Genomic DNA, 17360 nt, shown 5'->3' with positions numbered 1-17360 from the left:
TTTGCCTGTATCAAAATCTTCACCTCATCCCGATCCGCAGCGCGCTCAGGTGGGGGCAGTTAGGGAATACTATTCAAAGCGTTGCAGCCGCACCGCCAGTTCGCGGTAGAACGACTCGGGCAACTGGGCCGACACCGGCAGATACCAAGCGTCCTTCGGGGCAATACCACGACACTTTACCGCGTCTTTTTCCGTCATGACCAGTGGCTGATTGTCACCAAAGCGCAGGTCGTCGGCGGTATAAGGATAATGATCGCCAAAGGCATGTTCACTGACCTCCAGCCCCTGGTCACGCAGCAGCTGAAAAAACCGCGGGGGATGGCCGATACCCGCCAGGGCGTGAACAGGCTTGCCCACCGCCCCCCACTCCGTCAGGGACTGAGCTACCCCAGTATGCAGATTCACCAACTGTGTCCCCGCCAGCGTCATGGCGAAACCCTGCACCCCGAGATCAGCCCGTGCCACACCATTGATCAGCGTCATATCCACCGTCGACGCCCGGGCAACCGGCTCCCGCAGCGGCCCCACCGGCAAGCAGTGGCCGTTGCCAAAACCGCGCTGACCGTCAACCAGCAGTACTTCGACATTCCTCGCCAACCGGTAGTGTTGCAGGCCATCGTCGCTGACAATGACATCACAGCTAAGTTCTTCTACCAGAAAGGTCGCCGCGGCGACACGGTCGGGATCAATCGCCACTGGCACACCCAGGCGGCGGGCAATAAGGCAGGGTTCATCGCCGCCTTCATCAGCAGGACTGTCGGCAGTCACCAGATAGGGATAATGATCGGGCTTGGCGCCGTAGCCTCGGCTAACCACACCGGGGCGAAAACCGCGCTGCTGTAGAAACTCGACGATAGCCACTACCGCCGGTGTTTTCCCGCTGCCGCCAACGGCGATATTGCCAACCACTATCACTGGCGCCCCGCAGGGTTGAGGCACGATATGACGTCGCCGCAGTGCCGCTACGACCCTGAACAAGCCCTCCAGGGGCAGCAATAGATTGAGCAGCCCCGGGCGACCATACCAGGCAGCATTGATCCGCTGCTCCAGCGACGACACGATCAGTCCTCGAAGTTCTTGTGATAGAGCTGGGAATAGCGCTGCCCAAGGGCCAGCAGTTCGTCGTGACTACCCTGCTCGAGCACACGCCCCTCCTCCATCACCACGATCTTGTCGGCTTTTTCAATGGTGGTCAGCCGGTGGGCTATCACGATGGTGGTACGCCCCTTCATCACTTCTTCCATCGCCTGCTGAATATGGGCTTCAGCGCGGTTATCCAGCGCCGAGGTCGCCTCATCCAGAATCAATACCGGAGCATCTTTCAGGAACGCTCTGGCGATGGCCAGCCGCTGGCGCTGGCCACCGGATAACATCACCCCGTCCTCACCAATAACGGTGTCCAGCCCCTGGGGCAACTGGGCAATAAATTCGCTGGCATGGGCTGCTGCCACTGCAGCCTCAACATCCTCGCGGGTGGCCGATGACATCGACCCATAGGCAATATTGTTGTACACCGTGTCGTTGAACAAGGTGACCTGCTGGGTGACCAGGGCAATATTGCTGCGCAGGTTTGCGAGCTTATAGTCCCTCACGTCTACCCCATCGAGTAACAGTTCGCCCTCGGTGTGCTGGTAGAATCGCGACAACAGACTCACCAGTGTTGACTTGCCGGAACCGGACAGCCCAACCAATGCCAGCGACGTGCCCGGTTCAACCCGCAGATTTATATCGCGAAGTACCGGAGGCAGATCCGGCGCGTAGCTGAAGTTCAAATCGCGAATTTCAATTTCTCCGCGCACCCGCTCGACCTCAAGGTGGCCCTTGTCCTCCTCAGGAGCCGTGTCGAGAAAGCCAAAGATATCCTGGGCCGCCGCCAGACCTTTCTGAATAACGTTGCTGACTTCTGCTAGCTGGCGAATAGGCTTGGGCAAAAACAGCGCTGCCGACAAATAAGCAACAAAGGCCCCCGGGCTCATTTCGTCGGTGAGCCCCAGGGCGATCCAGATAAGCACCCCTGTAGCCAGCACCACTGGAAACTGAATCACCGATGGACTGATCGCGCCGTAAAACGCCATTTTGAGGTTTTGATTACGGTTGCGGTTACTGGCGTGGGTGAACCGGGCCAGTTCCTGCTCGGTACCGCCGTACAAGCGAATTTCCCGATAGGCGTTAATGCTGTCGTTGGTAACCTGATTCACCTCGCCCATCGCGTCCTGGATATTGCGACTGATTTTGCGAAACCGCTTGCCTACCCAATACACAATAACGGCGATCATGGGCAACGCCAACACAAACACCATGGTCAGCTTCCAGTTGATATACAACAGATAGCCGATCAAACCGATGGCAAAGGAGCCCTCGCGCAGAACAATTTTCAGGGCGTTTACCGCCGCCCCGGTAACCTGCTCGACATTAAAGGTGATCTTGGAGATCAACACCCCGGTCGAGTTGCGGTCGTAATAGGCGCTGGGCAGGTACTGCATTTTTTCATACAGCTCACAGCGCAGAATGTGCACCAGGCGCAGCGAAATACCGGCGATATAATAGTTACCGGCGAAAAAGCCAACACCCCGCAGCACCCCGAGGACGATCAGGGCCGCCACGATCCAGTTGCGAGCCGAGGCCGGATTAAAGTCGTCTCCCCCCAGCGCCCACATGATCTTGGCAGAAATTCCCCCTTCGCCCTGCACCACATTACCGCCGATGTAATCGACGATCAGCTGCATCATATCCGCCAGCAATACCTGGGAACCGGAAAACAGGGCAAAGCCCAGCACACTCAGCGCAAACAGTGGCCAAAAAGGAATAACGTATTTGACCAGACGGCCATAAATTTTTAAATCAGACGGTTTTTTACTCATAAGCCTCAACGCCGCTGCGGGATTACCGTTTCGCGGCGTTCTCAGGTTCCTGGGTACTGATACTCAGTTGGACAAAGCCAAGTTGACCGGCAGCATCCATCGCGGAAATAACCGACTGATGGGGGCTGTTGGCATCGGCAGTGATAATTACCGGGCGCATCGTATCACCCCCGGCGGCCTTTTGTATCGCACGCATCAATGCCTGCACATCGCCCCCCGGCAAGCCCTGCTCATTCACCTGATAGCGCCCCTGGGCACTAATGAGAATTTCAATCGCCTGGGGCTGTTCCACGGCGACCTCGCCCTTTGCGCTGGGTAATTCCAGCTGCAAGCGGGTCTCCTTGGTAAAGGTGGTCGAGACCATAAAGAAAATCAGTAACAGAAAGACAACATCAATCAGCGGTGTAAGGTTTACCCCACCATCGTCAATACGCTGGCGCCGGAACTTCACGATGCCTTACTCGCGGGTTGGCCGCTGGCGGTATTGAGAAATTCCTTGGCGGCGGCGTCGCCGTGTACTGCGTTCACCAGTTTGACGGCATCCTGTTCAAGGGTAACCACGATGGCGTCGATCCGCCGCAGGTAATAGCGGTGCATCACCAATGCGGGAATAGCAACACACAAGCCTGAAGCGGTGGTAATAAGGGCCTCGGAAATGCCCCCGGCCAGCACCCCGGCGTTGCCAGTACCCTGCACCATAATTTCACTGAAGACGCGGATCATCCCCAACACCGTACCAAGCAGCCCCAGCAGCGGCGCGATCGCCGCGATGGTACCCAAAGCATTGAGATAACGTTCCAGCTCGTGAATTACGTGGGAGGCGGCATCCTCGATGCTTTCCTTCATAATCTCCCGACCGTATTTGGCGTTGCCGAGACCAGCGGCGAGAATCCGCCCCAGCGGACTGCCATTGCGCAACTGGCGAAACTTGTCGGCGTCCATCTGCTTGTTCTGCAACCAGCCCCAGACCTGATTAAGCAGATTTCGCGGCGCGACCTTTTCCGGATTTAACGCGAGGTAACGTTCCACACAAATCGCTAACGCGATAATCGAGGAGAGAATAATCGGCAGCATTAACCAGCCGCCAGCTTTGACCAATTCAAGCACATCAACATCCTGCAACATTATTGTGAACGCATTATACAGCGATGGCGCCATTGCAAAAGCGGCCCGTCGAGCTAATCCGCAGTAGCGCACAATTCCGCGTAAGCACGCTGCCAGAAATACCTGCCGCGCTGGCTATGCCAACGCAGCGCGGCACCGGTCTCGTTCACTGCAAAGGACATTGTGCCGTGCAAGCCTGTTTGCCAGCAGCGGGCGCCCGCAGATCGATAACGTGCCACTACTTCTTCATGGGGATGACCGTAGCGGTGTTTGCGGGCGGCGGCAAACACCACGTGACGCGGGGCAACCTCCCTCACCAACTCCGCAGAGGAGGAGCTGCGACTGCCGTGGTGGGGCGCCACCAGCAGCGCGCTACCCAGCGGTGTCACGGCCCGCTCGAGCAGGCGCTGCTCGCCCTTGGCCTCGATATCGCCGGGCAACAACACCGACTGCCCACTGCCAGTAATCAGTAACACGCAGGAAGCATTATTTGACGACACCAACCCGCTAATACCAAGGTGGATTAGCCGAAAACCAAAGCCATCCCACTGCCATTCGCCTTCGCAGGGTCTAACCCCAGCGGAGGTCTTATCAGGCTCACCGGCGTAGATAACGCCCACGGGATAGCGTGCAAGCAAAGCCCCAAGGGAGCCGGCGTGATCCCGGTCACCGTGACTGACCACCACAGCATCCAGTCGCTCAATGCCCCGACGTCGAAGCAGCGGCGCGATCACGCTGTCAGCACTGTTGTAGCCGGAGTCGAAATCAGGCCCAACGTCGTAGAGCAGCGCCCGTGAGGGGGTTTCCGTTAACACCGACAAGCCCTGCCCAACATCTATCACCGTGACCCACAGTTCCCCCGGCTTCACCCCCGGCGCACGCCACAGCAGCAAGGCCGACATAAACAGCAGCCCCAGCGGTCTGCCCGGCAATCCCCGTGGCAGCAGCAACAGCGCAACACCGAGCAGGGCAAAAACGATCGCAGCGGGTGACTGCGGCAACCACACTACGCCCGCCAATGTTCCCGCCCATGTCAGACCGTCCACCATAGTGGTCAACAGCTGGTCCGCAAGGGCAAACAGTCTGTGCGCCCAGGGCACATAAAGCACGGCCATCAGCAATCCGGCAAACAACACCGGCAACAGACAAAAGCCCAACAGGGGAATCGCCAGCAGATTCACCGGCAATGACGAGAGTGGCTGGGGAAACCCCAAAGCACTTAGGGTAGGCAGCATGGCAAGCAGAATCGCCCCCTGGCCGGTCAGCGCTTGCCAGGTGTAACGTTTGCCTTGATGTTTGCGTCCCTGAAAGACATAGAGCAGGCTGCCGACCGCCGCGAAGGAAAGAACACACCCCATCTGGTGCGCCGCCAGTGGCTGAACCAGCAACACCACCAACAACGCCAGCTGATAACTCAGCCACGGGGACAGCTGCCGTCGCCAAATAAAGCCCAGCGCAAATGCGGCTACCATCACCAAAGCGCGCTGACTGGGAATACTGAACCCCGCCATCGCCGCATATGCCGCAGCCGCCAGTAAGCCTGCCACTGGCCCTACGGCCACACTGAAACGGCCGCCCTTGCCCAGACGCGCAAAGCTCCGCGTCAACAGCCATACGCCACCAAAGACCATGCCGATATGCATACCGGAAATCGCCATGAGATGACTGGTGCCGCTATTGGCAAAGGCCTGCCATTGCTCCGCCGATATATCCTGTCTGTCAGCGAACAACAGGGCGCGCATTACGCCGCTCTGTTGGTAGGGGCTCAACAGCATCTCGCCGGCTTCCAGCAAACGCGTCCGTGCCTGCCAATAAATTCGCTGAACACGGTGCAGCGGACTAAAACCCTGCGCCTCCACCAGGTGGTATGTCCGAATATAACCAGCGGCGGAATAACCGTGGGAAAACAACCATCGCCCGTAGTCGAAAGCACCTGGCGAATGGCTGCCATAGGGACGGGTCAAGCGCAGCTCAAAATGGTAGGCCAGCCCGCTGTCCGGGGGAATATCGCCATAGTAATTCAGCTGCAGCAGCGGCCTCCCTGGAGGACAGTAACCAAGCCCACACTGATGTGGGTCGAGCCGTACTTGCAGCCGATAGTAAGGCCTCGAACCGGCTCGCTGCTCTACCGGACCGACAACCTCGCCACGCAGATGTAAGCTATGGCGCTCGACTGACTCCGGCGGCATTTGCGCCACCCGCAGGGAAAAATGCCCCAGGGCATGGCAGGACGCCAACACCCCTGCAAGAACATGCAGCTGAAGGTGACGACGTCGACTGCACAGCGCGCCGAGCAGCACCGCCGCCTGAATAAGCAAGGCGGGCTCCCGTCCCGGCAACGCGGGCAAATAGGACAGCGCCGCAATGCTCAGCGCCGCCGTTGTCATCCATGACACCATGCTGGCTCCCTGCCTGAGGTTTGTCGTGGTCTTTTATCTCTGGCGATAACCGCGAGCCGCCAAGGCGATTGACGGCCACAACGATATATTTCTTGCTAACGTCCCCCTTGCCAGCGCTGGAGAAGCGCGGGGCTTACGTGCATAATACGCCGTCAAAGACGGCCCGCCGTCTGTTTTATTAATTTCATACTACGCAAGTAAAGTGGGCGGATGGCACGTAAATTCTTCAAGCGCTGGCTACCGACCCCCGAAATTATGCGTGAGCATCCCTCGGTAAGGGTCTTTGGCAGTCTTCTACACGACGCCAACCTTTGGCATCTGAATCGTCGGTCGGTCACATTGGCCTTTTTTATCGGCTTGTTTACCGCTTTTGTACCACTGCCAGCGCAAATGTTATTGGCAGCCATGGTCGCGATCGTCTGCCGCGCCAATCTGCCAATCTCTGTCATGCTGGTCTGGATCAGTAACCCGGTCACCATTCCCGCGATTTTTTACTTCACCTACAAAGTGGGCGCTCTGCTGCTCGACGTGCCCCGAGCCAAATTCCACTTTGAATTATCCTGGATATGGATTCAGGAGGAACTGACCTTGCTGTGGCGGCCCTTCCTGCTGGGCTGTTTTGTCACCGGTTTGTTCAGTTCCCTGTTGGGGGCCGTTACCGTCCACGTGCTCTGGCGGGTGAATGTCGTTCGGCGCTGGCGCAAACGCCAGGCACTGCGCCGAACCCGTGGCGTGTTAAAAAAGCCCGCAAAGACGCCCCCTCCCCCAAACAGCTAGCCGTGACGCAGGGCCTCGGCAGGGGGCAGGCGCGACGCTCGCCACGCGGGATACAGACTGGCAAAGATACTCATCACATAGGCGGTGGCCGCCACCAACATCACGTCGGCCAAGCGAATATCCACCGGCAGATAGCTGATCGGATAGACCTCGCTGCTCAATAATTTCACCCCGAACAGTGCTTCGATGCCAGACAGCAAGTCGCCAATACCCAGCGACAGGATGACACCGGCCAGAGACCCCAGCACACTGCCAATGCCGCCGATCATGGCGCCGTAGACCAGAAATATTTTCAGGATATCGAATTGCCCCGCGCCCTGGCTGCGCAAAATGGCAATATCCCCGCGCTTGTCATTCACTACCATCACCAGTGTTGACACAATATTGAACACCGCCACCGCCACAACGCTGAGCAGCATGATCACCACCAGCTTCCGCGACATCTGAATAGCGTGGTACATGTTGCCAAATTGTCGACTCCAGTCACTGATAATGAAGTCACCACCGTGGACGGTGGACAACTCCCACGCCACCCGAGGCGCCGCGAAAACATCCTCAACACTGACCCGCAACGAGGGTCGCGCATCGGGCATCAATTTCACTGCAGACACGATATGCATCAGCACCAATTGGTGATCCAGTTCCGTGCCGGTAGCGGCAATGCCAGCCACATCAAAGCGGTGAAAGCGCACACCGGCTTTTTCGGCGGGTATCGCCAGGTTGACACTGTCGTTAACCGCCACACCCAGCCGCTGCGCCAGACCGCTACCCAGCACCACGGCGTCATCACCTAACAGCGACAGCTCCGCAAAATCACCAAGACTGGAGACCTCTGCTTCCGCAACGGGATCGATCCCGAAAAACTGAACAGGCTCGGCCGAGCCTGCCTTTATCAGCAGAGCGTTGCCGGTCATATAGGGCGCCGCCGCTCGCACCTCGTCGTGGCGCAATACCTGTTCACGCAGCGACTGCCAATCCTCACTCTGACTGTTCCACGGCTCCAGACTGATATGGGGCACCAGAGCCAGAATGCGCTGCCGCATCTCCCGGTCAAAGCCATTCATTACCGAGAGCACGGTGACCAGAATGGCAATACCAATAATCAGCCCCGCCATCGACAAGCGTGACAAAAACGACAGCAGCTCACCGCCGCCTCGTCCGAGGCTGTAGCGCAGCCCAACGAAACCGGCAAAATTCGCCATTAGCGCGTTTGCTCCTGCAATTGGCCATCGCGCAGCTCCAGCACCCGCTGCATACGCCCGGCCAGTGCCGGGTCGTGGGTAACCACCAGCAAACTGATAGCAAACTCCTTGTTGAGCTGTTCCAGCAAACCGTGCACCGAGTCTGCGGTGTCCCGGTCGAGATTGCCCGTGGGCTCGTCCAGGAGCACACAGGCTGGACGGTTTACCAGCGCCCGGGCTATGGCGACCCGTTGCCGCTCGCCGCCGGAAAGCTGTGCCGGACGGTGTTCAAGCCGGGCACTCAAGCCGACTCGTTCGAGTAATTCAGCCGCCTGGGCCCTAGCCTGCTTTTTCCCCATGCCGCCGATCAACAGTGGCATGGCGGCATTTTCCACCGCACTGAACTCACCCAACAGGTGATGGAACTGGTAGACAAAGCCCAGCTTGCGATTGCGCAGTGCGCTGCGCTGGCGGTCATCCAGGGTCGCGAGATCGTCGCCGCCGAGCAAGACCCGACCACTGCTGGGCAAATCCAGACCACCCAGCATATGCAACAGGGTCGTTTTACCCGCGCCCGAGGGGCCGACAATCGCCAGGGTTTCTCCCGCTTTCACCTCCAGCTCGACAGCATTGAGGATATGCAGCACTTCACTGCCCTGACGATAGTGCTTGCACAGTGCCCGGCATTGCAGCACTGCCTCGGCGGGTATTGATTCCATTGCAGTCATGTTGCTACTCATACGGTGAGACGCCATCGCATCATCAGTATTATTCATAACGGAGTGCTTCGGCAGGTTGAATCCTTGACGCCTGCCATGCGGGGAACAGCGCCGCCAGCAAGCTCAATGTCAGACAGAAAGCGCCCACTAGCACCACATCTCCCGGCTGCACCAGCGACGGAATACGGCTGATAAAATACACTCGAGGGTCAAAGATATAGATGCCGCTCAGCTGCTCGAACCAGGCAACAATATCACCGACATGGAAAGCCACCGGCAGGCCGATGGCCAGCCCACCCACCAATCCGAGCAAACCTGTGGTCATGCCGTAAACAATAAATATCGCCATCACTGTCATTGGACTCGCGCCCATGGTACGCAGCACCGCAATGGCTCCTCGACGGGCCGACACCGCCATGCTTAATATCGAAATAATATTGAAGGCCGCGATCAATACAATAAACATCAGCAGCAGGCGCACCATTTGCTTTTCCATATTCACCGCCTGAAACAGGCTCCCCTGAGACTCGCTCCAGGCCGTTGCCGTGCTGCCCGGCGGAAGATCTGACAACAGGCCTTCACTGAGGGGCTGCGCCGCGAACATATCATGGAATTGCAGGCGCAGGCCCACCACATCCTCACCCAACTGATAGAGTTTGCGAGCGTCGGCAATATGGATAAACGCTGTGGTGCCGTCCAGTTGCGCGCCGGCACTGAAGGTACCGACCACCCGGAAGCCACGCTCTCGGGGGAACAGGCCGAAGGGGGTGACGGTCACCCGTGGCAGAATGACCCGCACAGTATCACCCACCGCCACGCCAAGTTGCCGCGCCAGAATATCGCCCAGCACAATGTCATAGTCACCGGGGTCTTGCAGATAGCGCCCGCTGGAGACACTGCGGGCAACCGACGACACGCCGCTCTCCAGTTCCGGCTCTACCCCGTAAAGCGCTGCACCGCGTACCTCCCCTGCCGACAGCATGGCCTTGCCGCCAACATACGGTGCAACCGCAACCACCCCTTTACGGGCAGAAAGGGTGTCCAGGTGTTGCTCCCAATCACCCAGGCGCCCCTGGGGGCCGTCGACATAAGCGTGGGGCACCACCGCCAACACCCGCTTTTGTAGCTCGTATTCAAAGCCGTTCATCACCGATGTCACCACGACCAGCGACACCACACCGATCAGCATCCCCAGCAGTGAAAACCAGGACATCAGCGACAAAAAGCGATCGTCGCCGGAACCCCGGCGAAAGTAGCGCAGTCCTATGAACACGGGCAGTGAATTGGGCATGATCGGGTACGAAACACCTGCTGGGAAAATCTGCGCCTATACTATCAAGTGAGCACACCAAAAAGCATTGTTTTAGCACGCATTCACCACAAACTGCGACACTGACGGAGTATCGATATGCTGTTAATCCTCCACCCTGACATCGACACCAATGATTCCGCATATCAACAGACCCTGGCTCACCTCCAGGCCCTGCCCGGTATTAGCATCAAACAACATGTAATTCAGGGCCAGCAGCAATCACTGACCGAAATTTACCTGCTGGGCGACACCCACAGCCTGAGCATCGACGAGATATCCGCCCTGCCCGCAGTAGAGCGTGTCGTGCGGATTTCCGAGGAATACCGGGTACTGGGCCGCCACAACGACCCCTCACGCTTGTGCGGCTTCGATTATCAAGGACTGCGCTTTAGCCAGGACAGCCTACATGTGTTCGCCGGCCTGTGCGCCGTAGATAACCGGAAACACGTTGGCGAAATGATGTCTGCACTCCAGGCAAATGGCCTGCGCTGCACCCGCATGGGCGCCTACAAGCCGCGCACCAACCCCTACGCGTTTCAGGGCCATGGCGCGGTCTGCCTGCCCTGGGTGTTTGAGCAAGCAGGCAAGCACGATATTGCTGTAGTGGCGATGGAGGTCACCCACGAGCAGCACATAGACGAAATACAGCAGGCCCTAACGGAAAGCGGCAACGCCTGTGGGGTGATACTGCAAATTGGCACCCGCAATACCCAGAATTTTGAATTGCTTAAGGCCATCGGTCGTCAGCCACACTTTCCGGCCCTGCTTAAACGCGGATTCGGAATAACCCTGAACGAGTCGCTAAACGCCGCGGAATACCTCGCCAGCGAAGGCAACAATCGGGTGATATTCTGCCTGCGCGGCATGAAGAGTGAATTTGGCAACCCCCACCGCAATATGGTGGATTTTGCCCAGGTGCCCACAGTGAAACGCTTGACCCGGATGCCGGTCTGCATCGACCCCTCACACTCTGTCGGCAGTCGAGACCTTGCGCCGGACGGCATTATGGAGGTGTGTCATGCCACCGCCCAGGGCGTCACAGCGGGTGCAAACATGATTTTGGTAGACTTCCACCCCAAGCCGGAACAGGCCCTGGTAGATGGCCCACAGGCATTGCAGCTACACGAACTGGACAGGTTTTTAAAAGATGTGGAGATCGCCCGGGAGGCCTATTTGAAACGCGTGGCCGTGTGGGGCGATCCCAACGCCGCCCCGTAATCGGGGCCATTGGCGCGGCGTATCAGCGGTCTGCGTTATAGAACTGCGATGACGCGACCGGGGATGAGGACTTTTGCTTTTCTTCGATACATTTATTTGGGTCGTTGCCACACAGATCACACACATAGTCCGGCTCAGCCAGGGCTTGTCCCACTCCGCCGCAGGAACCCGAAATCGGCTTGCGCCCGAAGATTACGCCAACCGCCATCATTGCGACAATTAGCATCATTACAAATACTGCAGCAACTATCGTAGCCATTATTGCTCCCCTTCTACTGCGGTGTTCGGCGTCGCCACCGGAAGGTAGGGTTTGAAGGCGCTGCTGTAGCGCGCGACAAAGCCCTGTTCGGTTTTTTCCAGCAGATAGACCGGAATATCACTGGCCTCTGCAAGTTTCAGTGTACGCTCTGCACCCAGCACGGAAAAGCCCGTGGCCATCGCGTCCGCAAAAGCGCAGGACGCATCCAGCACCGTCACCGAGGCCAGTCGATGGGTAATGGGACTGCCGGTACGGGGGTCAATGGTGTGGGAATAGCGAACACCGTCCTCTTCAAAATAGTTGCGGTAATCCCCTGAGGTCGCCACAGCGATATCACCCAGCTCTATGGCCAGCATCGCATCGCTGTCAGCGCCGGGGTTTTCAACGCCAATGCGCCAGGCGTCGCCCCGTGGGCTCTTGCCTGCAACCCGCATTTCACCGCCGATTTCCACCAGGTAATCGGTCACCCCTAGCGACTCCAGCCAGATCGCTGCTGCATCAACACCATAGCCCTTGGCAATGGCTGACAAATCCATTTGCAGTGCTGCGGTTTTGCGCAGTTTGGGTTCCAGCATATCCAGCTCGAGACGGTTAAAGCCGACCTTGGCCATCTCTGCTTCAATTTCTTCGGCGGAAGGTTTGCCCTGACGCTTCCGGGGGCCAAACCCCCACAGATCCACCAGTGGGGCCACGGTAATATCGAAGGCGCCACCAGTGAGCCAGCTCACTTCAACTGCCAAGCTCAGAATATTGAACAGGGGCTCACTGACCGGCAGCCACTCACCAATACTCGCACGATTTAGGGTGTTCAGCTCGGAGTCGTCAATATAGGTCGAGGCGATCTGGTTAAAGTGCTGCAACTGGTAATCCAGCTGTCGCTTTAACTCGTCGCCGTGCAGATTACCGGGGTTGATCAGCGTAACGTGATAGGTCGTGCCCATCGTTTGCCCGTCAAGGCGAATGACCGCCTCCGGTTCGCGAGCACACGCCACCAAAAACAGAAAAAGCAGCGCAAGCGCTGCTTTTGGCAGATCAACGACTGCTTTAGCCACCGAAATCATCCAGCAGAATGTTTTCCGGCTCGACACCGAGGTCTTCCAGCATTTTGATCACCGCCGCGTTCATCATCGGAGGCCCACACATGTAGTACTCGCAATCCTCTGGCGCCGGGTGATCCTTCAGGTAGTTTTCATACAACACCTGGTGGATAAAGCCGGTGAGACCCGTCCAGTTGTCCTCTGGCTGAGGATCAGACAGTGCCAGGTGCCACTCAAAGTTTTCGTTTTCTTCGGCCAACTGGTCGTACTCGTCCATGTAAAACGCTTCACGCAGTGAACGGGCACCGTACCAGAAGGAGATTTTACGCTTGGACTTCAGGCGACGAAGCTGATCGAAGATATGCGAGCGCATCGGCGCCATACCGGCACCACCACCAACAAAGACCATCTCGGCATCGGTGTCTTTGGCGAAGAACTCACCAAAGGGGCCATAAACCTTGACCTTGTCACCGGGCTTCAGGTTAAACACCCAGGACGACATTTGCCCTGCGGGCAGCGCCAGGTTGTTCGGCGGCGGCGTAGCCGCTCGGATGTTGAACTTGACCAGTCCTTTTTCTTCCGGGTAGTTCGCCATTGAATAGGCGCGTATTACCGTCTCGTCCACCTTGGACTCAACGTCGAAGAAGCCAAAACGCTCCCAGTCACCACGGTATTCCTCGGGAATATCGAAATCCGAGTACTTAACGTGGTGAGGAGGACATTCCAGCTGAACATAACCACCGGCGCGGAAATCGACGTTCTCACCTTCCGGCAATTTCAGCGTCAATTCCTTGATAAAGGTCGCCACATTGGGGTTGGACTCAACAGTACACTCCCATTGCTTGACCCCAAAGACATCCTCGGGCACTTCAATCACCATATCCTGCTTGACCGGAGTCTGACAGGAGAGGCGCCAGCCTTCGCGAGCTTCGCGGGGGCTGAAATGCGCTTCTTCAGTGGCCAGCATGGAGCCGCCACCGTCCTTTACGATGCATTTGCACTGGGCGCAGCTACCGCCGCCACCACAGGCCGATGCCAGGAAGATACCCTGATTTGAAAGTGTACCCAGCAGCTTGTCGCCAGCGGGTACGTTAATTGTTTTTTCACCATTTATCTCGATACTGACATTGCCGCTGCTCACCAGTCGCGAGCGCGCAATCAGAATGACGGCCACCAGCGACAGGACTATCGCGGTAAACATCGTCACACCGAGAACAACCACTGTATTCATTAAAACGCCTCCAGTTATCTGTCTCGGTTACAGGTCAATACCGCCGAAGGACATGAAGCCCAACGACATCAAGCCAACGGTGATAAAGGTGATACCCAGACCGCGCAGACCTTCGGGTACATCGCTGTACTTCAGCTTCTCGCGAATCCCGGCCAGTGCGGCAATGGCCAGTGCCCAACCAGTACCGGCACCGGCACCGTAGACCACCGACTCAGCAAAGGTGTAGTCCCGCTCTACCATAAACAGCGAGCCACCCATGATGGCGCAGTTTACGGTAATCAGTGGCAGGAACACGCCCAATGCGCTGTATAGCGCAGGCACGAACTTGTCGAGGAACATTTCCATAATCTGCACGATAGCGGCGATAACACCGATATAGCTCAGCAGGCCGAGGAAGCTCAGATCCACGTCGGGATAACCGGCCCAGGCCAGCGCCCCATCACGGAGTAAGTAGTTGTAGATCAGGTTGTTAACCGGCACAGTCAGTGTCAGTACTACGATAACCGCAATACCCAGACCAATCGCCGCCTGAATCTTTTTCGAAATCGCCAGGAAGGTACACATACCGAGGAAGAAGGCCAGGGCCATATTCTCGATAAACACCGACCTGATAAACAGGCTGATAAAGTGTTCCATCAGAAGGCCTCCTTGACACTACGGGTGTTCTTGGTGATTTTGAATTCTTCTTTCTCAACCTGATCTTTCTGCACTGCGCGCAGAATCCAGATGAAAATACCGATCAGGAAGAAGGCGCTGGGCGGCAACAGCAGCAAGCCGTTGGGCACATACCAGCCACCATCGTTAATTGTGGGCAGAACGTCGATACCAAACAGTGAGCCGGAACCCAGCAGTTCGCGAACGAAACCAACGCTGAACAGCACCACGCTGTAGCCCAGGCCGTTGCCGATACCGTCGATGAAGCTCGCCAGTGGCGGATTCTTCATCGCGAAACCTTCCGCACGACCCATTACGATACAGTTGGTGATAATCAGACCGACGAACACCGACAGCTGCTTGCTGATCGCGAAGGCGTAGGCCTTCAACAATTGGTCAACCACAATTACCAGCGACGCAATAATGACCATCTGCACGATAATCCGAATGCTGCTCGGAATATGGTTGCGAATCGCCGATACCGCGAGGTTGGAAAAACCGGTAACCAGAATTACCGAGATACACATAACCAGGGTGACTTTCAGGCTGGAGGTCACCGCCAATGCACTACAGATACCGAGGATCTGCAGGGCAATCGGGTTGTTTTTAAATACCGGTGAGGTCAACGCCTCTTTGAGTGTCGCCATGACTTAGGCCTCCCCTGACTGCAGGTTTTTCAAGAATGGCTTGTAGCCGTTCTCACCCATCCAGAATTGCAGCAAATTGGTTACACCGCGGCTGGTCAGCGTTGCACCGCTAAGACCGTCGATCTTGTGCTCGGCCTCCGGCGTATTGGCGTCAACACTGCCTTTAATCAGCTGAATTTCCACCTCGCCGTCGTCGTAGACTTCCTTGCCCGGCCACTGTGCTTTCCAACCGGGGTTGTCCACTTCACCGCCCAGACCCGGCGTCTCGCCGTGCTCGTAGAAACCGAGACCGGCTACGGTATTCAGGTCATTTTCCAGTGCCAGAAAACCGTAGAGCGTAGACCACAGTCCTGCACCGCGAACCGGCAGGATAATCTTGTCCAGCTCGCCGTCTTTCTCAACCAGGTACACAGTTGCAAAGTTTTCACGACGCTTGATCTTGGCAATATCGGCCTCGTTCAGATCCACCGAAGTGGCAGGATCCTTGGCGATTTTGCTTTGCTCAAAGGTCTCAACGTTAAACTGGTCGGTGAACTTGCCCGTCTCCAGATCCACGATGCGAGTGCGAACCTTCTTGAACTGTTCCTCAACGCTCACTTCCGGGTCCAGCAGGCCCGCCGCAGCGAGAATATTCGCCTTGCGGTCGAGTGCCTTGTTGGCCACCTGAACCGGCTTGAGAACCACAGCTGCTGTTGAGACAAACAGTGCACACACGATACACAGCGTGACCGCGACCAGCAGCGTTTTTTGAATACTGTCGTTATTAGCCACGTGCCAACCTCCGTTTGATATTTGCCTGAACCACAAAGTGGTCAATCAGCGGTGCGAACAGGTTGGCAAACAGAATCGCCAACATCATACCTTCGGGGAAGGCCGGGTTCACAACACGGATCAGCACAACCATGACACCGATCAGCATGCCAAACAGGAATTTGCCGGTATTGGTCATCGCGGCAGACACCGGATCGGTCGCCATAAACATCATGCCGAAGGCAAAACCACCGAGCACAAAGTGCCACTGAGGAGGCATGGCCATCATCGGGTTGTCGCTTTCCAGCCCGTTGAAGAACAGGGACAACGCGACCATACCCGTCAGCACACCGGCCACAATCCGCCAGGAAGCAATACGGGTCCACAACAGCACCACGCCGCCAATCAGGATGGCAATGGTAGATACCTCACCCATTGAGCCGTGCATGTTGCCGCTGAACGCATCAAACCAGGTCATTTTTTCCTGCAGTGCCGCCATACCATCGCTGGCAACAATCGACAGTGCCGTTGCGCCGGTATAACCGTCAACAGCTGTCCACACCGCGTCGCCGGACATCTGCGCCGGGTAGGCGAAGAACAGGAAGGCGCGACCAGTCAGTGCCGGGTTGAGGAAGTTTTTGCCAGTACCACCAAAGACTTCCTTGCCGATAACCACACCGAAGCTGATCCCCAGGGCAACCTGCCACAGGGGAATGGAAGGTGGGCAGATCAACGCGAACAGAATCGAGGTGACGAAGAAGCCTTCGTTGACTTCGTGGCCGCGTTTCATGGCGAACAGCACTTCCCAGAAGCCACCCACCACAAAGGTGACGGCGTAAACCGGAATGAAGTACCAGAAGCCGTGCCAGAAGTTATCCCACACGCTGGCCGGGTTGTAGCCGGCAAACATGGAGATCATGGCGTGACGCCAGCCCTCTCCCGCCGCCAGGCCCATATCGGCCATGATGGTATTGGCCTGAAAGCCGATATTCCACATGCCGTAGAACATGGCGGGAAAGGCACAGAACCACACGGTAATCATTATCCGCTTCAGATCGACACCGTCACGCACGTGGGCGCTGGTTTTGGTGACCGAACCCGGCGAGTAAAAAATAGTATCTACCGCTTCATAAAGGGCATACCACTTTTCATAGCGACCGCCTTTCTCGAAATGCGGTTCCATATCGTCCAGTATTTTACGAAGACCCATG

The 17360-nt window shown here is 57.1% G+C and carries 17 protein-coding genes; 2 read left to right on the top strand and 15 right to left on the bottom strand.

What is annotated here, in order from left to right; all coding sequences use genetic code 11:
* Positions 1 to 69: 69 nt before the first annotated feature.
* The 5 genes from lpxK to HCU74_RS07335 form a co-directional block, all read right to left on the bottom strand.
* The gene (gene lpxK / locus HCU74_RS07355; protein WP_210425142.1) at positions 70 to 1059 is read right to left on the bottom strand and encodes a tetraacyldisaccharide 4'-kinase; all 990 of its coding nucleotides are present in this window, start codon (positions 1057 to 1059) and stop codon (positions 70 to 72) included.
* 2 nt (positions 1060 to 1061) lie between these two features.
* The gene (gene msbA / locus HCU74_RS07350; protein WP_168449750.1) at positions 1062 to 2861 is read right to left on the bottom strand and encodes a lipid A export permease/ATP-binding protein MsbA; all 1800 of its coding nucleotides are present in this window, start codon (positions 2859 to 2861) and stop codon (positions 1062 to 1064) included.
* A 22-nt stretch (positions 2862 to 2883) separates the two neighbouring features.
* Complete coding sequence (locus tag HCU74_RS07345) at positions 2884 to 3312, bottom strand: biopolymer transporter ExbD (RefSeq protein WP_168449749.1); 429 nt, start codon at positions 3310 to 3312, stop codon at positions 2884 to 2886.
* A complete protein-coding gene (locus tag HCU74_RS07340) occupies positions 3309 to 3968 on the bottom strand; it encodes a MotA/TolQ/ExbB proton channel family protein (RefSeq protein WP_168449748.1) in 660 nt (219 codons plus the stop codon). Before HCU74_RS07340 ends, HCU74_RS07345 begins: the two co-directional genes overlap by 4 nt.
* 71 nt (positions 3969 to 4039) lie before the next feature.
* Entirely contained in the window at positions 4040 to 6364 is a 2325-nt protein-coding gene (locus HCU74_RS07335) for a DNA internalization-related competence protein ComEC/Rec2 (protein WP_168449747.1), read from the bottom strand.
* Between the two features lie 210 nt (positions 6365 to 6574).
* On the opposite strand from HCU74_RS07335, the gene HCU74_RS07330 reads away from it, so the two are divergent.
* Positions 6575 to 7141: a DUF2062 domain-containing protein gene (locus HCU74_RS07330; protein ID WP_168449746.1), complete on the top strand. Its 567-nt coding sequence runs from the start codon at positions 6575 to 6577 to the stop codon at positions 7139 to 7141.
* On the opposite strand, the gene HCU74_RS07325 is transcribed toward HCU74_RS07330, so the two are convergent.
* The 3 genes from HCU74_RS07325 to HCU74_RS07315 are packed head-to-tail and all read right to left on the bottom strand — an operon-like array spanning position 7138 to position 10332.
* On the bottom strand, positions 7138 to 8343 hold the full coding sequence (locus HCU74_RS07325) for a lipoprotein-releasing ABC transporter permease subunit (RefSeq protein ID WP_168449745.1): 1206 nt from the start codon (positions 8341 to 8343) through the stop codon (positions 7138 to 7140). The two genes, HCU74_RS07330 and HCU74_RS07325, sit on opposite strands and share 4 nt — an antisense overlap.
* Complete coding sequence (gene lolD / locus HCU74_RS07320) at positions 8343 to 9041, bottom strand: lipoprotein-releasing ABC transporter ATP-binding protein LolD (protein WP_345889671.1); 699 nt, start codon at positions 9039 to 9041, stop codon at positions 8343 to 8345. The genes HCU74_RS07325 and lolD overlap by 1 nt, the downstream gene beginning before the upstream one ends.
* A gap of 49 nt (positions 9042 to 9090) precedes the next feature.
* Positions 9091 to 10332 (bottom strand): lipoprotein-releasing ABC transporter permease subunit, encoded by a 1242-nt coding sequence (locus HCU74_RS07315; protein ID WP_168449743.1) that lies wholly within the window; start codon positions 10330 to 10332, stop codon positions 9091 to 9093.
* A gap of 117 nt (positions 10333 to 10449) precedes the next feature.
* Here HCU74_RS07315 and HCU74_RS07310 point away from each other — a divergent pair, with 117 nt between their 5' ends.
* Positions 10450 to 11571 (top strand): 3-deoxy-7-phosphoheptulonate synthase, encoded by a 1122-nt coding sequence (locus HCU74_RS07310; protein ID WP_168449742.1) that lies wholly within the window; start codon positions 10450 to 10452, stop codon positions 11569 to 11571.
* A gap of 22 nt (positions 11572 to 11593) precedes the next feature.
* On the opposite strand, the gene nqrM is transcribed toward HCU74_RS07310, so the two are convergent.
* The 7 genes from nqrM to HCU74_RS07275 are packed head-to-tail and all read right to left on the bottom strand — an operon-like array spanning position 11594 to position 17359.
* On the bottom strand, positions 11594 to 11830 hold the full coding sequence (gene nqrM, locus HCU74_RS07305) for a (Na+)-NQR maturation NqrM (protein ID WP_168449741.1): 237 nt from the start codon (positions 11828 to 11830) through the stop codon (positions 11594 to 11596).
* The gene (locus tag HCU74_RS07300; protein WP_345889664.1) at positions 11830 to 12882 is read right to left on the bottom strand and encodes an FAD:protein FMN transferase; all 1053 of its coding nucleotides are present in this window, start codon (positions 12880 to 12882) and stop codon (positions 11830 to 11832) included. Before HCU74_RS07300 ends, nqrM begins: the two co-directional genes overlap by 1 nt.
* Positions 12875 to 14098, bottom strand: a complete 1224-nt coding sequence (nqrF, locus tag HCU74_RS07295; RefSeq protein WP_168449740.1) for an NADH:ubiquinone reductase (Na(+)-transporting) subunit F — start codon at positions 14096 to 14098, stop codon at positions 12875 to 12877. The genes HCU74_RS07300 and nqrF overlap by 8 nt, the downstream gene beginning before the upstream one ends.
* 27 nt (positions 14099 to 14125) lie before the next feature.
* Positions 14126 to 14734 carry an NADH:ubiquinone reductase (Na(+)-transporting) subunit E gene (nqrE, locus tag HCU74_RS07290; RefSeq protein WP_168449739.1) on the bottom strand — a complete coding sequence of 203 codons (609 nt, stop codon included), beginning with the start codon at positions 14732 to 14734 and terminating at the stop codon, positions 14126 to 14128.
* Positions 14734 to 15399 (bottom strand): NADH:ubiquinone reductase (Na(+)-transporting) subunit D, encoded by a 666-nt coding sequence (locus HCU74_RS07285; RefSeq protein WP_168449738.1) that lies wholly within the window; start codon positions 15397 to 15399, stop codon positions 14734 to 14736. Before HCU74_RS07285 ends, nqrE begins: the two co-directional genes overlap by 1 nt.
* A gap of 3 nt (positions 15400 to 15402) precedes the next feature.
* A complete protein-coding gene (locus HCU74_RS07280) occupies positions 15403 to 16170 on the bottom strand; it encodes a Na(+)-translocating NADH-quinone reductase subunit C (RefSeq protein ID WP_168449737.1) in 768 nt (255 codons plus the stop codon).
* Positions 16163 to 17359 (bottom strand): NADH:ubiquinone reductase (Na(+)-transporting) subunit B, encoded by a 1197-nt coding sequence (locus HCU74_RS07275; protein WP_168449736.1) that lies wholly within the window; start codon positions 17357 to 17359, stop codon positions 16163 to 16165. Before HCU74_RS07275 ends, HCU74_RS07280 begins: the two co-directional genes overlap by 8 nt.
* Between the last annotated feature and the right edge of the window lies 1 nt (position 17360).

It is taken from the genome of Spongiibacter thalassae, assembly GCF_012272835.1.
Taxonomy (GTDB): domain Bacteria; phylum Pseudomonadota; class Gammaproteobacteria; order Pseudomonadales; family Spongiibacteraceae; genus Spongiibacter; species Spongiibacter thalassae.
The sequence above is the reverse complement of the archived record's forward strand: the minus strand, read 5'-3'. Positions and strand labels throughout refer to the sequence as shown.

Excerpts from the sequence above, each read along its gene's own strand:
- msbA (WP_168449750.1), bottom strand. The coding sequence starts at position 2,861 with ATGAGTAAAAAACCGTCTGATTTAAAAATTTATGGCCGTCTGGTCAAA.
- HCU74_RS07335 (WP_168449747.1), bottom strand. The coding sequence starts at position 6,364 with ATGGTGTCATGGATGACAACGGCGGCGCTGAGCATTGCGGCGCTGTCC.
- HCU74_RS07330 (WP_168449746.1), top strand. The coding sequence starts at position 6,575 with ATGGCACGTAAATTCTTCAAGCGCTGGCTACCGACCCCCGAAATTATG.
- HCU74_RS07325 (WP_168449745.1), bottom strand. The coding sequence starts at position 8,343 with ATGGCGAATTTTGCCGGTTTCGTTGGGCTGCGCTACAGCCTCGGACGA.
- lolD (WP_345889671.1), bottom strand. The coding sequence starts at position 9,041 with ATGGAATCAATACCCGCCGAGGCAGTGCTGCAATGCCGGGCACTGTGC.
- HCU74_RS07315 (WP_168449743.1), bottom strand. The coding sequence starts at position 10,332 with ATGCCCAATTCACTGCCCGTGTTCATAGGACTGCGCTACTTTCGCCGG.
- HCU74_RS07310 (WP_168449742.1), top strand. The coding sequence starts at position 10,450 with ATGCTGTTAATCCTCCACCCTGACATCGACACCAATGATTCCGCATAT.
- nqrM (WP_168449741.1), bottom strand. The coding sequence starts at position 11,830 with ATGGCTACGATAGTTGCTGCAGTATTTGTAATGATGCTAATTGTCGCA.
- nqrF (WP_168449740.1), bottom strand. The coding sequence starts at position 14,098 with ATGAATACAGTGGTTGTTCTCGGTGTGACGATGTTTACCGCGATAGTC.
- nqrE (WP_168449739.1), bottom strand. The coding sequence starts at position 14,734 with ATGGAACACTTTATCAGCCTGTTTATCAGGTCGGTGTTTATCGAGAAT.
- HCU74_RS07285 (WP_168449738.1), bottom strand. The coding sequence starts at position 15,399 with ATGGCGACACTCAAAGAGGCGTTGACCTCACCGGTATTTAAAAACAAC.
- HCU74_RS07275 (WP_168449736.1), bottom strand. The coding sequence starts at position 17,359 with ATGGGTCTTCGTAAAATACTGGACGATATGGAACCGCATTTCGAGAAA.